The organism is Nocardia sp. NPDC004278, from assembly GCF_053602975.1.
The window spans coordinates 1-13778 of sequence record NZ_JBSGEQ010000050.1; the positions used below are offsets into that span (position 1 = coordinate 1).

Annotated in this window: 10 protein-coding genes and 1 tRNA gene; 4 read left to right on the forward strand and 7 right to left on the reverse strand. The window is 64.9% G+C overall.

Going from position 1 to position 13778, the window contains the following annotated elements; genetic code table 11:
* Nucleotides 1-56: 56 nt before the first annotated feature.
* The 3 genes from ACWEO2_RS40095 to ACWEO2_RS40105 all read right to left on the reverse strand — a co-directional run bounded on the left by ACWEO2_RS40095 (nucleotide 57) and on the right by ACWEO2_RS40105 (nucleotide 6269).
* Nucleotides 57-2012: an MFS transporter gene (locus ACWEO2_RS40095; protein WP_452410154.1), complete on the reverse strand. Its 1956-nt coding sequence runs from the start codon at nucleotides 2010-2012 to the stop codon at nucleotides 57-59.
* Nucleotides 2013-2423: 411 nt separating this feature from the next.
* Nucleotides 2424-2756 carry a transglycosylase family protein gene (locus ACWEO2_RS40100; RefSeq protein WP_452410155.1) on the reverse strand — a complete coding sequence of 111 codons (333 nt, stop codon included), beginning with the start codon at nucleotides 2754-2756 and terminating at the stop codon, nucleotides 2424-2426.
* Nucleotides 2757-4760: 2004 nt separating this feature from the next.
* Complete coding sequence (locus ACWEO2_RS40105) at nucleotides 4761-6269, reverse strand: DUF222 domain-containing protein (RefSeq protein ID WP_452410156.1); 1509 nt, start codon at nucleotides 6267-6269, stop codon at nucleotides 4761-4763.
* A gap of 122 nt (nucleotides 6270-6391) precedes the next feature.
* Between ACWEO2_RS40105 and ACWEO2_RS40110 the strand changes: the two genes are divergently transcribed.
* Nucleotides 6392-6464, forward strand: a tRNA-Ala gene (locus tag ACWEO2_RS40110).
* A 316-nt stretch (nucleotides 6465-6780) separates the two neighbouring features.
* On the opposite strand, the gene ACWEO2_RS40115 is transcribed toward ACWEO2_RS40110, so the two are convergent.
* Both ACWEO2_RS40115 and ACWEO2_RS40120 read right to left on the reverse strand, forming a co-directional pair.
* A complete protein-coding gene (locus tag ACWEO2_RS40115) occupies nucleotides 6781-7710 on the reverse strand; it encodes an MBL fold metallo-hydrolase (RefSeq protein WP_452410157.1) in 930 nt (309 codons plus the stop codon).
* Nucleotides 7711-7774: 64 nt separating this feature from the next.
* Entirely contained in the window at nucleotides 7775-8401 is a 627-nt protein-coding gene (locus ACWEO2_RS40120) for a TetR/AcrR family transcriptional regulator (RefSeq protein ID WP_452410158.1), read from the reverse strand.
* Between the two features lie 188 nt (nucleotides 8402-8589).
* Between ACWEO2_RS40120 and ACWEO2_RS40125 the strand changes: the two genes are divergently transcribed.
* Both ACWEO2_RS40125 and ACWEO2_RS40130 read left to right on the forward strand, forming a co-directional pair.
* On the forward strand, nucleotides 8590-10032 hold the full coding sequence (locus ACWEO2_RS40125) for an MFS transporter (protein ID WP_452410159.1): 1443 nt from the start codon (nucleotides 8590-8592) through the stop codon (nucleotides 10030-10032).
* Nucleotides 10033-10051: 19 nt separating this feature from the next.
* Nucleotides 10052-10798 (forward strand): creatininase family protein, encoded by a 747-nt coding sequence (locus tag ACWEO2_RS40130; RefSeq protein ID WP_452410160.1) that lies wholly within the window; start codon nucleotides 10052-10054, stop codon nucleotides 10796-10798.
* A 237-nt stretch (nucleotides 10799-11035) separates the two neighbouring features.
* Here ACWEO2_RS40130 and ACWEO2_RS40135 read toward each other — a convergent pair whose 3' ends face one another.
* Complete coding sequence (locus ACWEO2_RS40135; RefSeq protein ID WP_355188318.1) at nucleotides 11036-11371, reverse strand: hypothetical protein; 336 nt, start codon at nucleotides 11369-11371, stop codon at nucleotides 11036-11038.
* A 417-nt stretch (nucleotides 11372-11788) separates the two neighbouring features.
* Here ACWEO2_RS40135 and ACWEO2_RS40140 point away from each other — a divergent pair, with 417 nt between their 5' ends.
* Nucleotides 11789-12250, forward strand: coding sequence for a PPOX class F420-dependent oxidoreductase (locus ACWEO2_RS40140; RefSeq protein ID WP_452410161.1), 462 nt, complete (start codon nucleotides 11789-11791; stop codon nucleotides 12248-12250).
* A gap of 86 nt (nucleotides 12251-12336) precedes the next feature.
* Here the strand turns inward: ACWEO2_RS40140 and ACWEO2_RS40145 are convergent, their stop codons facing one another.
* Nucleotides 12337-13701: a TerD family protein gene (locus tag ACWEO2_RS40145; RefSeq protein WP_452410162.1), complete on the reverse strand. Its 1365-nt coding sequence runs from the start codon at nucleotides 13699-13701 to the stop codon at nucleotides 12337-12339.
* Between the last annotated feature and the right edge of the window lie 77 nt (nucleotides 13702-13778).

Below are 13778 nucleotides of genomic sequence, written 5' to 3' on the forward strand. Positions count from 1 at the left end.
CTCAGTTGGTGGGTGGGGGGCGCGGGCGCGTTCGCCCCCCCCCCCCCCACGACTTGCTATTCGGCTGGTTCCGGTTCCGGTTCGTCCTTGATCGCGGCGAGTTCGCGCTCGACGCGCTCGTCGTGCGCCTTCGCCTCCGCGCCGGCCTGCTTCGGGCTCCAATGTCCGGACATCAGGAATACGAACGGCAGGAATACGACCTGCGCGATCAGGCAGATCCACCACCAGCGCTTCCACTGTCCGGGCGAATCCTTGGCCGCCTGCTGCACCTCGGTGGCGTGGGCGGCCAGATAGGCCTGGTCATCGACGGGGATGGTGCCGACCGACTGCAACTGCGCCGTCGCCTGGGTGAGCTTGGGGCCCACCTTGGCGGCGATGGCGAGATCGGCGGCCGGGAGCTGCTGGGTCGCCTGCAGGCGTGCGATGGCCTGGTCCACCGGGATACCGAATTTCTTCGCGACCTGGCCGACCGCCGCGAGCCCGGCCGTGGCATCGGCGGGATTGGTGGACAGCGTCGCCAAGGTGGCCGGGTCGATCGCCTGTAGTGTCGCCAGCTCCTGCGGATAGCGGGTATTGAGGCCGATGGTCGTCTGGATATCGGCGGGTGACGCGCCGGTCAGCTTGGTGAGCGCCGCGACCTGTGCGGCCGGATCATTGGGGTTCTTCTGCAGTGCCGCGAGGGTGTCCGGGCCGACCGTCTGAATGGTTGCGAGCTGTGGACCGTAGTTGTGCTGGATCTCGGCGAGGCGAGGACCGTAGTTGACCAGCGTGCCAGCGGTATTGATCACGATCAGCAAGCCGAACAGCACAATGGTGACGACGCCGCGCAGCGTGCCGCCCCAGACCGCGAGACCCACCGCGGTCGCGGCCGGATTCCGGTTCTCCACGGTCTCGGTGAAGCTGGCCATCCAGGTGGCGTAGGCGATGCCCGCGCCGACCGCGATGACACTGAGCCACAATGCGAACGTGTAGTACCCGGTATCGGGCTTCTCCGTGTAGCCGAGGAATACGAACAATCCGACAATGCTGATGAGCGCGCCGATGATCATGAACGGCTTGCGCACCTTGAGGTAGTCCGAAATGATGCCCGCCAGCACGAGCGCGATCGCATTGGCGATCCAATACCAATTTCCGAGGGCATTGGCCTTGGCCGAACTGAACCCGAAAATGGTTGCCATATAAACGGGTAGGAATGACACGATCGTGTAGAAGTAGGCGAGGAACAGGCTGATCGCCAGCGCCGATCCGACGATATTGACGCGCAGCATCTGCCGCCATTGCCCCTGTTCCAGCGTGCTGACGTCCAGCCCGCGCGCCCGCGCTTCGATCAGCGCGCGGTCGCGCAGGGACACCATGATCTGGTCGCGCAGCGCCGGACTCAGTTCACGCAATCCGATCACCGCGAATACCGCGATGACCATGCTGATCACACCGCAGAGCCGATAGTGGTACTGCCAATCGGGATGAGCATCGAGGGTGTGCGTGGAGATCTCGGTGGTGATCAAGGCGCCGAGCACCGGCCCGAGCGTCCAGAAGCCCATGGCCGAGGCCCGGCCCAGCTGTGGGGAGAAGTCACGAATCAATGCCGGTGTGGCGACCAGTACCGCGCCCTCGACAATGCTCACCACGCAGTAAACGACGAGATAGGCCTCCTTGCTGGTGGTCGCGGGCACAGCGAACAGGGTGAGCAGGGAGCAGATCACCACGCCGTAGGCGACGATATTGGCTCGTCCCCAGCGGTCGAGCAGACCGGCGAGCACCGAGGCGGCCGCGCCGAATGCGGCACCCGCGATGAAGATCCCGACGAAGTACCGGAAGGATAGGTGGAAGTAGGCGATCAGCTCATTGCCCACCGCTCCGGTGACGAACAACTGGTAGTACAGCGCCACTGATGTGATGACCACCAGGGCCAGATACCAGGAGCGGGCGGGAGTATCGGGATAGTGCGGTAGCTTGCGCTGCCACAGCCCCGTCAGTAGGGTCGGCGGCTCAGCGGTCCGGGTCGAGCTCATGGTCGAGATGCCTTTCTAGCCACGGCATTTCGTAAGGAACCTGAACCGTCCGCGGGTCAGGACGAGTTGCCGGGTGGAAACAGGGTAGTGATATGGATCACTGACCGCAGGTGTTTCGGGCCATGAGACCGATTGATTGCGCAACTGAAATGGGCGGTACCGGTGAGCGGGACTGGTAGTTGACTGTGCGAGCGCGCGCGGGAATCGCGAATTCCACTATCACGGAGGGATGTTCGAATTCGATGTGCCGCGGGTGGTCAACGGGTATCGCTGGAAATAGTTGCGCGGTGTCCGGATGATTGCTGGAAATAGTTCCGGTGCTATCGATTTCGGTGGTGCGGAGTCCGGTGTGCGGGCCGACGACAACGGGGTCCGTGCCGCTGGCACGGACCCCGTTGGGGAGATCTGGGCTTACAGGTAAGCGCCGCACACGGGCCACGCACCCGGGCCCTGGGTGGCGAGCACATTCTCGGCGACGCGGATCTGCTCGTCACGGCTGGCGCCGCTCGGGCTGCCCGAACCGCCGTTGGCGGCCCAGGTGCTCTGCGTGAACTGCAGGCCGCCGGAGAAGCCGTTACCGGTGTCGGTACCCCAGTTGCCGCTGCTCTCGCACTGGGCAACGGCGTCCCAGTTGTGGCCGGCGGCCGACGCGGTGGCGGTGGACAGACCGAACGGAACTGCGGCGATGGCACCGGCGACGGCGGCGATACCGAGGGCGCGGGTGAACTTGCGGTTCTGAGTCATGTGTTTTCCTGGCTGCGCCCGCTCGGCCCGGCGGACTTACCGCCGTGTCCCTGCCCCCAGCGATGTCGGGGATCCTCGGAACCGCGGGGCAGGGTTACCGGCGTTCGGCGGTTCGCGTTCGAGCCCGTCTCGTTGATCAGGGCTGTCGACGACGGTAGCGAAGAATTCGCCGCAGATCACGTAGAGATAACGTCCAAATTGCCTGAAGCGCAGAGCCAGGGTTTTTGATATTCCCGCAGTTCGAATGGGTAAAAATGTATATCCGTGGTTAGTCGTGATAGTTACGTTATGTGTTCGGGATCACTGTGAAATAGTGACCTGCATCGCGTTTTCGCGGCGATTCCTGGGATGAATGTCCGATTCGGCAGCGGCTTCAGATGACCCCCCGCTGTTACACATGGTGCAGCAGTCATCTGCCGGGGTAATTGTGAATCCAACACACGCCGATTCACGAGTCCGATCGAATCGAGTAATCCGGTGTGGAGATTGTTTTGGCGCCGCCCGACAGAAGCGGCAGCGCGCTGTCGATTCCGCCATCCCCGCGGGCCAGCAAGCAGCCTGCCAGTGCGCGGCGATCTCGCAGTCCACGACACCCCTGCCGTCCAAGCGTCACGTCATAACCCCGCGCGAAGGCGCCGTGGATCGTGGACCGCGATACAGGAATCGGGCTCTTAGCGGGGCTTCTAGCGCCCGGATGCCCGACAAGGCCGGGCGAACACGACCGCGCATGGCTCTGACGCGCAATCGAGCGTGCGTTGTCACGAACAACGATGCGAGGTGTGGCACCGCCTGGGCGGCCCTGACCAGCCGTACGCCGTACCAGGGCAGCCGCACGGATGGCGGGGACCAGCCGTGCTCCGGTTGCGACCTGCTGCGCATGGTTGGGGGACCGGCCGTGTGCGGTCGTGACGTGCCCGTCGCCGAGAATGCGCTGGTGCAGGGGTGTTCTTGGCGTTTACCTGCTGAGCGCATGGTGATCGTTCGTCCAGTGGGCTTGTTGGGGCTGGTCGGTGATGGGAGGGGCTGGGGGAGCGGAGTGCATGGTGCGGGTGGGTGAGGAGGCCTGTGACGGGCAACCGTGGATGTGGTCCCTGACCTGCGCGGTTGGGAACCACGTGCGGCGCGAGTCGACACGATGGCTGCGGCCCGGCAAAGGTGATCGTCAGCCTTTGCGGCGCACCAGCGCGACGAGGGGCACGACCCACAACAGCCCGGCGGCGATGATCTAGCGGATGTTGTCCGAGTTCAAGCGCGGATGTGCGTTGGCCTGCCGCCACATCGAGGGTCCGCCACGGCGGGAGCGCTGGTCGATGGGAGCATCCAGCCGACGCAGGTAGCAGCTCCATCCGAGCCACGGCCGCACCCAGTAGGGACGCCACCACTAGTCCGGTCGTCGCAAGGTGCCCCCGTCGCCGCCAGGAAAACAACGGGACCACGAAGCCACCCCCGGTCCGATAGTCAGCCGAGAATGCACTGGTGCAAGGTGCTCTCGACGTTTACCTGCCTCAGCGCATTGTGATTGCTCGTCCAACGGGGTGGGGCGGTCGCATCTGCGGGGTGAGACGGCGGAGTCGGGCGAGGTGCGTGGAGTCGGTGATGGCTGCTGGGTGGTGGTGGATTGCGGGCTGTGGGTGGGCGTTGGGGGGTGGTCGTCGCGGATTTCATTCGCGCCCGAGGCGGCGGAAGTCGGGGCGGGGTGCGATTGCGGCGGACCTGGTGATCGGCGGGATGGACCGGGATCGTCAGAGATGCGCTTCGTTCGGTTCGGATCGGTGCTGGCCGGTGTACTGGGTGACGGAGCCGCTGCCGCGGTGGCTGTCGAACCGCGATGGCGGTGGTGTCAGTCGCTCAGTGCTCGAGCAGTGGGTGCCGAGGCGTTGGAGCTGGTTGTGGAGGATCCAGCTGCGACCCAAATGGCGGAACTCGGGGGGCGATTGTCTGATGGAACCGGTGGTGACCCCTGCGGTGGTGATTGCGTCGGACCGCGATGGCCGGCAGGGGGTGTCAGTCGCTGGGGGCTCGGGCTGGTTGTGGTTTGTCGTCGGGGATCTCGTCTTCGGGACGGATTCGGCGTAGTTGGCCGTGGACGACGATGTAGCCGTCGAGGGGGTAGGCGATGTCTTCGGCGGTTGGGCGATCGGCGAGGCGGCCGGGGATTGTCGCGGGTGCTTCGTTCGACTCGGATCGGTGATGGCCGATGTACGGGGCGGGGGCGTCGGTGTCGGTGCGTGGGAAGAGGTAGCGGGCGCCTTCGCGGACCGTGGTGTGGATATCTCCGGTCGGTGCGGTCCATTGCAGGCGGTCGAGGTCGGCGCGCCAGGTGCGCCAGGGGAGTCTTTCGTTGTCCGCCAACGTCTTCAGGCGATGGTGGCGGGTACACAGCACGGCCAGGTTGGTCCGTATGGTTCGTCCGCTGCGGTCGGGCCGCCGGTCGCTGGGGTGATTGTGGTCCAGTTCGGATTCCGCGGCGGGCATGACGCAACCCGGAAAGCGGCACATACCGTCCATCGCGCGCACCTCACGTTCCAGTCGCGGCGATGGCCGCCATTGCACCGCCTCGTCGGCGGCGAGCGGGTCGTCGGCGGCGGCCGAGCGCTCGGGAATCACTTGGAAGCGCGCGTGTTCGGCCAGAATCCGGGCCAGCGCCGCATCGATCGGCCCATACCCGGCGAGAAAAGCCGGTGCCTCCTGAATGCCGAGCAGGGTGTCCGCCGGAATCCCGATCTGGATCAAGGGCCTGCGCGGCTTCTCGATCGGCACCCCGAACTTCGGACACCGCGCACCGCGCCCGCAATGGCATCGCAGCCGCCCCGACCCATCCGCCAGCGCCACCAGGGCATCGGCCCGCCGCTGCGGCATGCTCCGCGGATCCGACGCGCACACCTGCAGACCCATCTCCCGCAACCGCATCGCAACCGTCTGCGCACCCGGCGCGGGGAGCAACCCGTCGAACACTGCCATGCCGTCCTGCACTGCCCGCAGCCGCACATCCCGCTCGTCCTGGCGCAACTCCCGCCGTCGCTGCGTCCCGCCCGGATCCAACCGCGCTGCCCACCGCCGCGCCGCCTGGCGCAGTCGCATCGAATTGTTCCGCCCTGCCGCATCCAGCAGCCGCGGCTCGAGAACATCCAGCACCTCCCTCGCCACCGCCCGGGTGTTGTCCACGATCACCCGCACCTTCGCCAGATCGATCCGCCCCGCGGCAAACGCCGCCCGCGTCTGCGGCAATGAATCCTCCAGTGCCAGACCGATATCGATCAACGCCCCCGCCGTGCCCTCGTCGACCTGCAGAGCCACGGCGGCTTCACTGGCCGCGAACTCCCCGGCCCGCACCCCGCCGGGCCCCGGCTCCGCACTCTCGGCCCGATGCCGCCGATATAACTCCCGCACCGCGAACACCTCGGCGGCCTGCGCCATTGCCGCCCGCCCGTGCGCCGCCCGAAGGGCCTCGATCAGCCCCTCGTCACTCATGGCCCCGAAGTCCATGGATGAGAGATCATCGCTATCGAACATGTGTTCGATTCTAGGTTCGAACAATCCCTTCCGCCACCCCCGAATCAAGGCGATTTGGTTGCCGACATGCCAGTGGTGTAACTTCGTTCAGGCAGTCAGGGAAACCTGAAAGCAACCCACTCGGGGCTATGGCGCAGCTGGTAGCGCACCACACTGGCAGTGTGGGGGTCAGGGGTTCGAGTCCCCTTAGCTCCACAATATTTCCGCAGGTCAGGGCCGATATTGATATCGGTCCTGACTTTTTGTTTTTCAGCCATCTTGTCAACGGGTGCGAGAAACCTCGTATCGGAGCGTTTCAGATGGTCTTTTTGGTGCCGTCGAACACGGCTGAGGCCGCTGCGGTCAGGCCTTCGTCGCAGACGCGGTTGTAGATGTGTTCTGGTCGGGACGGCGGATTCATAGGATTCGTCCGCCGCCGACCCCGACTGCTGTGACCATCGGCTGGACAGCACCGAACGCGCAACCATCCCGATCATGGGGCGACTGCGATTCGGCTGGTGGTCGAAGTCGATCAGCGTTGGGGCGGGTGGATCACTCGTCCGGGGACGGGTATGAGGCGATATGTGTCGCCGTGGGTCTGGACCAGTCCGGCGGTGGGAGGGGCGAAGTGGCTGCCCAGTAGGAGTGTGTCGGTATCGGCGAGGTCGGCGAGCAGGTCGCGGCGGGTGCGGGCGGCTCGATCCGGGTCGACGTCGACGCTGCTGCACAACGCCGGGTCGGCCAGCTGGACAGGGTGATGGATGCAGTCGCCGGTAACGACGGCGGAGCGCCCGGCGCTGTGCACAGCCACGGCTACCTGGCCGGGGGTGTGACCGGGAGTTGGCACAAGCCGCAGTCCAGCAGCGATGTCGGTGCCCTCGGCGCAGACGTCGATGAGGTCGAGTTGGCCGCTGTCGCGGACCGGTTGAACGGAGTCGGCGAGCATGCGCCTGCGGCTGTCATCGATGTCTGCGCTGTCCCAGTAGTCGGATTCGACGCGGGAGGTGATGTAGCGGGCGTGCGGGAACGTCGGTGTCCAGCCGTCGTGACCGTCGGGGCATGTGTTCCATCCGACGTGGTCGGTGTGCAGATGGGTCAGGATGACCAAGTCGACGGATTCGGGTGCGAAGCCGACCCCGGCCAGACGTTCGAGATAGGGGGTGTGCAGATTGTGCCAAGCGGGGTTCGGGCGGATCTTGCCGTTGCCGATTCCGGTGTCGATGAGTACACGCAAGCCTGCGGCCTCGACGGCGAAGCTGTGCACGGCCAAGTGCAGAGTCCCGGCTTCGTCGGCGAAGTCGGGAGCAAGCCAGTTCGTGCGCTGCACGACGTCGGCGGTGGCCCCGGGCAGCAGCCATGGACCGGTTTCGGGAGGCAGGATCACCTCGTCGATACGGTGAATGACCGTATCGCCGACGCTCCAACTGGGAGCGCTGCCGGGCGGTCGAAGGGGCTGTGGCATGCGGAACTCCATGTGGCAGATGTGTCGAGTTTCGGTGTGGTGCTTCGGATATCGGCGCCCGGCCTCAGCCACGGGGCGCGGTCGAGCGATAACGGCTGAGGAAGGTGGCGATCGCTTCGTTGATGACTGTCTCGCGCGGGGGAGTGCTCGATGAGGTCGTGGGGACTGCCATCACCATGGGCCAGACGATGAATTCTTGGATGAGCCCGAGGAATTGGTGAGCGGCCAGTTCCGGTGACGGGCATGCGATCGTGCCCGCCTCGCTCATCTGCTGCAGGCAGGCAGCGAGGGCTTGCATCAAGGGCTGCTTGCCCAGTCGGTAGAACTCCTCGGCAATCCATGGGGCGCGTCGGGATTCGGAGATCACCAGCCGGGTGAAGGCGATCTGATCGGTTTCGTCGATGAAATCCAGGAGTGCTTGGGAGAAGTCGCGCAGAAACTCCGCCGGATCATCTCCGCCGGCAACTTTCGCCGCGAAACGTACAGGCAGAGCGTCGGGGTCGAGGTTGCCCCAATGTTCCTGCATGACTGCGCGAAAAACGGCTTCCTTACTGCCGAAGCGGTTGTAGACCGTCTGGCGTGCGACGCCCGCCCGGGTTGCGATGCTGTCGAGGTTGACACCGTCGTAGCCGTCGTCCAGGAACAAGGATCGCGCTGCCGTGAGGATCTTGGTGCGGCTGCGTTCCCGCACCGCATTGTTGCCGGACAGCGACTGCGAGGAAGCGGTGGGGGGCACCGTCGAACACCTCCATGTGGAACTGGACTGGACTGATCAATCTAAATTGTGCCCTGTAGCACTTGTGGGCACCTTACTTAGATTGTACAGTCCAGTCTAATCATGGCCCTGAACAGGCCTCCTTTCGCACCCAAGGCAAACCCATGGACCATCCACAACAAATCGGCGGTCTCTCCGTCGCCGCGCGGCTCGACCGACTGCCCATGACTTCGCTGCACAAGCGCTTCACCGCGATCATGGCGCTGGGCACCTTCTTCGAGATCTACGAGCTGTTCCTGTCCGGAGTCCTCGCGACCACCTTGCAGAAGACCTTCACACTGCACGGCCTCGAGCTGTCACTGGTCCTCGCGTCGGCTTTTGTCGGCGCATTCATCGGAGCCGTGGTCATCGGGCGAATGGCGGACCGAGTCGGTCGGCGCAGCGCCTACATGCTCACCCTCAGCCTCTACTCGGCAGCCACTCTCGCCTGCGCCTTTGCGCCCAACGTGTGGACTTTGGTCCTGTTCCGCTTCATCGCGGGAATCGGACTCGGTGGCGAACTGCCGGTGACCGACTCTTTCCTCGGCGACATCCTGCCGCCCGAGCGCCGCGGCCGCTATGCCGCATGGGCGTTCACCGCCGCCTATCTCGCTGTCCCCGTTGTCGGGTACCTCGGGATGACGCTGGTCGGCACGACTCCGCTCGGGATTGCTGGCTGGCGGTGGATGTTCGGCTTCGGCGCCTTGGGAGCAGTGCTCACCTTCCTGGCGCGACGAGGCCTGCCCGAGTCGCCGCGGTGGCTCGAGTCGGTGGGCCGGTCGAAGGAGGCAGACGCGATCACCGCGCGTCTCGAGGCGGCCGCGCAGCAGGAAGGGTGGACACCACCTGCCCCGGAGCCCGTCACCGCCGCTGCTTCCGCTCCCGTGCAAAAGCTGCCGATTATCGGCCTGTTTCGGGAGCCCTTCACCCGACGCACGATCCTGATGGCCATCCTGTGGGTCCTCGCGCCTGTCGGCTACTACGGGTTCAGCAGCCTCGCCACACTCGCCCTGGCCGCCAAAGGATTCACCGTCAGCAGCTCGCTGACCTATCTGACCTTCTCCTTCATCGGATACCCACTCGGCTCGTTCCTGTCTGTCCTGGTCATGGACAAGTACGAGCGGAAATGGATCCTGTGCGCCGCGTTCACTGCGATGGCTTTGACCGGGATGGCATACGGAAACGCGACGACAACGGCAGCGATCATCATTTCCGGTTTCTGTTTCACCATGGTCGCCAACGTGATGTCCAACGCCGGCCACATCTACCAGCTCGAGCAGTACCCGACCGGTGTGCGGACCACCGCAACCGGTTGGCTGTACTCGTTGAGCCGACTGTCCACCGCGGCAGCACCGTTCTATCTGATCCCGCTCCTGGATTCCTACGGCGCCGCCGCTGTGTTCACCCTGGTGGCCGTTGTCATGTTCGCGGCCGCGTTCGCCATGACATTCGGCGTCAAGACCACCGGCCTTTCCGTGGACACGATCGCCGACCCGAACACGCAAATCAGCCCCGAGGTGTCGGCTCGCTCCACGGCGTTGCCGCTGAGCACACCCGAAACCCTCTGAACGGCAAGGAGTTACCACCATGTCCGAAATTCATTGGAACCGTATGACTGCGCCAACTCTGCGCCAGCGCGCGGCTCAGGGTGCTCCCGTGCTGCTGCCGGTCGGCTCGACCGAGCAGCACGGACCGCACCTACCCACCGGTGTCGACGACTTCCTCAGCGCCGAGGCTTGCCGTCGCGCCGCAGCCATCATGGTCGCGAACAACCGGCCGGTGGTCGTCGCCCCTTCCCTGTGGTGCGGACTGGCGCAACATCACATGGAATTCGGCGGAACCTTCACCCTCACCCTGGCGACATATCACTTGCTGCTACGGGACCTGTGTCAGTCGGTACTCACAGCAGGATTCACCAAGATCCTCGTCGTCAACGGCCACGGCGGAAACGTCACAGCCCTCAACGCGCTCAGTAACGAACTGTCCGAGGAACTATCGGCCACCATCGCCGTCACCAGCTACTTCACCGCAGCGCAGACCCGCACGGCAGAGGTTCTCGACACGCAGGACACATTGATGCATGCCTGTGAGGGAGAGACCTCCATGATGATGGCCATCGCCCCTGAACTGGTCGATCTCACTCAGCTCCCGAACGCGACGGGGCCGGACATCGTCTTGCAATCAGCGCCCGACCGCATTGTCTACACGCCGCGATCGTTCAAACATGTCACACCCTCCGGCGTCGCCGGAGACGCCAGAGCCGCAACCGCGCAGAAGGGTGAAGCCATCCTCGACGCGAGCGCGCAAGCCATCGCCGAATGGCTGATGAACTGACCGCCCGCTCAGCGCTACATCGAACAGGGCAGTGTCGTGTTTCCAGCCGCGAATTGCATGAAATGTGCTGTCACAGATACCAATCCGCGCTCATGTGGCTGCTTGACAGTCCAGACGCCAAGTTGATTGTCGCCAAAGGTTTCGACGACACATGCACCGGACCGCCAGCGCGAGTTCAACGGCACACGACTCATTCCGGGAGGGCGGTTTTCGGGTCTCCGGCGTCGATGCCGCGGGCTACCCGGTTGGTTCGAAGCGCACGGACAGGGCCTGCACCCCGGCCGGAGCATTCCAGATGAGATCGACACCCTCGATCTCGGATCCCGCACCGCACGCGGAATCGCCGAACAGGTAGGCCCGGTCGCTGGTGCCGTTCTCGAAACGCACTGTGGCATCCTGCAATTGGATACAGGCGCCACTGTCCGGCCGTTCGATCGACAAGATCTTTCCCGCCGCAGTGACGTAGGAGGCCCGGCCAATGGCCGCCTGCGCGGTACCGGGCAGCAGCGCGAGCAGTGCGAGCGCCGCGATGCCCGCGCCGGCGGCCTTGCCGAATTCACTTGGCAATCCCATGATTCCCTCTCTCGGCCGCCGCCCGGCCGACTACACTGATCGATCCCGCTCTAGCGTGTCAAATATGTTGGGAGACAACGGCTGTCAACAGTATCACTGATGGGCCGATCGCTTGCAGTGGGCGAGAATCACCTGCCCGGGCCATAACTGGCCGGGCCAGGTGCGGGGTGAACTCGGCGATACGTTCAGAACGTCGCGACCAGATTGACGGGGACTCCAGGCGATCGGGATTCGGATCCGGCGGCGCTGCGCCACAACCGGTTCCCGACCCGAAGATCTACAGGTGAGACTCTTGATGGCGAGGGTTGCAGCGCGACCAGTGTGCCCGCGGCGGTCGGAGCGGTGTGGTCTATCGATGTGACACGATGACCGGCGACTGCGTTTTGTCCCTGGCATCGCCACGACAGGAGCCCGACCATGCCACGTATTGCCGCCGCCGACCGGGTCGAACGAGCCGAACTGTTGGAATTCCTGCGTACTCGCCACCGCGGCGTCCTGGTCACCAACCGCGGCGACGGCCGCCCGCAATTGTCGCCGGTGACCTGCGGGATTGATCCCGAGGGCCGCATCGTGGTGTCGACCTACCCGACCCGCGCCAAGGTCGGCAACGCGCGACGGGACCCGCGCGTGTCGATCTGCGTGCTGTCCGACGACTGGAACGGCCCCTATGTACAGGTCGATGGCCGCGCCGAGGTCCTGGACATGCCGGAGGCCCTCGACGGTCTCGTCGAGTACTTTCGCGCTATCTCCGGCGAACATCCGGACTGGGCCGAGTACCGCGCGGCCATGGCACGGCAGAACAAGTCGCTGTTGCGCATAGATATCGAACGCTGGGGACCTGTTGCGACGGGCGGCTTCCCGCCCGAACTCGCGGACTGAAACGGTCGATCACCGCTTGGATGACGATGCGCCGCGGCAGTTCGATCAGATCTCGGTGCAATCAGCGGGCTGTTACCGGTGGCTGGTCATCGGGCGGTGATGAACCGCCCCAGTTGCGGTACCGCTTCACCGGGGTGTTTGGCCTGGAAGCCTTCGCCTAGTGCCTGCAGTTTCCACTCCCCGCCGGCGCGGAAGACCTTGGCCATCGCGATTGCGGTGAATGCCATGCCCCCGGTCAGTGAGTATCGGGCGAGCTCGACATCGGTGGTGCTGTCGACCAGGCGGCAGAACGCATTGGTGACCTGTTCGAAGGTTTGGCCCTGGTAGGAGGTTACGACGAACAGCAGGGTGGTGATGTGGGCCGGGATCCGGGTGAGGTCGACCAGGATCACTTCGTCGTCGCCCTCGCCTTCGCCGGTGAGGTTGTCGCCTTGGTGGCGGATGGATCCGTCCTTGGAGGTGAGTTGACCGTAGTAGGCGACATCAACCAAATTCGCCTCGGCGAACAGAGCCACCCAGGCGTCGAGATCGATCTCGATCGTGCGACCGCCGAACAAGCCGCCCTTCTTGACGGGGTCCCAGCCCAGCCCCATCCGGATATAGGTCAGCGCGACACCACCGTCCTTGCGGAGCGTGACGCGCTGCCCCTTTGCCAGGCTGACCGGACGGTTTTTGGAGAGACTGACCTCGCCTGGCGATGGTGTCGCATGCCGACCGGGCGATGGCCGGTAGCCCGGGCCCGCAGAGCCGGGAGTTGGTGTCGAAGGATAGCCACTCTGGGGGCGATGGCCGGTTGCGGGCGGGTGGGACGCTGCGGGCGGATATTGCGGGCTCCGATTGGAATTCACCGGATCGGCGGTTGGCGGCGGGTAGCTCGGCGCGGGTTGTGCGGGGTAGCTGGGAGCAATGGGCGGCGCTGGCGTGTGTGTGGTGGTCGGCCGGAGTGGGTCGTCGACGGTCACGCCGTGGTCGGTGACCAGGGCGGCGAATCCACCCGCGTAGCCCTGTCCGACCGCGCGGACCTTCCAACCGCCCTGGCGGCGGTACAGTTCCAGGGCGATCACGACGGATTCGGTGCTCAGACCCTCGATCCGATACTCGTACAACCGATTACCGCGAGTATCGGAGACGACTACCGATGGCGCGGCGATGCGACCGAATCGACTGTTCGCATCATCAAGAGTGATCACCGCCCGGATCTGAGCGATATCCGCTGGCACCCGATGCAGTGACACGGCCAACGCGGCCGGCCGACCGGGTTCCATCGACTGCAACCGAACACCAGGACCGGTCGGCTGATCGAAGAATACGAAATCCGCATCAGAGCGAACTTTCCCGGCCTCGGTGACCAGCAGCGCTGACACCTCCGCTGGCGCGGCAACCTGCACCGAGACCACCACATCGGTGACCGTCAACGGGCCGTTCTGGCCCTTCACCAGTGTCGCGGACACATCCGGCCCCTTCGCCCGTCACTGCACTCTGCTACCAACTCTACGAGAAATCCTCCTACCGCGGCCGACCACCGGTG

Bases quoted from the DNA above. Each gene is read 5' to 3' on its own strand.
- ACWEO2_RS40100 (WP_452410155.1), bottom strand. From the start codon at position 2,756: ATGACTCAGAACCGCAAGTTCACCCGCGCCCTCGGTATCGCCGCCGTC.
- ACWEO2_RS40140 (WP_452410161.1), top strand. From the start codon at position 11,789: ATGCCACGTATTGCCGCCGCCGACCGGGTCGAACGAGCCGAACTGTTG.
- ACWEO2_RS40135 (WP_355188318.1), bottom strand. From the start codon at position 11,371: ATGGGATTGCCAAGTGAATTCGGCAAGGCCGCCGGCGCGGGCATCGCG.
- ACWEO2_RS40105 (WP_452410156.1), bottom strand. From the start codon at position 6,269: ATGTTCGATAGCGATGATCTCTCATCCATGGACTTCGGGGCCATGAGT.
- ACWEO2_RS40095 (WP_452410154.1), bottom strand. From the start codon at position 2,012: ATGAGCTCGACCCGGACCGCTGAGCCGCCGACCCTACTGACGGGGCTG.
- ACWEO2_RS40130 (WP_452410160.1), top strand. From the start codon at position 10,052: ATGTCCGAAATTCATTGGAACCGTATGACTGCGCCAACTCTGCGCCAG.
- ACWEO2_RS40115 (WP_452410157.1), bottom strand. From the start codon at position 7,710: ATGCCACAGCCCCTTCGACCGCCCGGCAGCGCTCCCAGTTGGAGCGTC.
- ACWEO2_RS40125 (WP_452410159.1), top strand. From the start codon at position 8,590: ATGGACCATCCACAACAAATCGGCGGTCTCTCCGTCGCCGCGCGGCTC.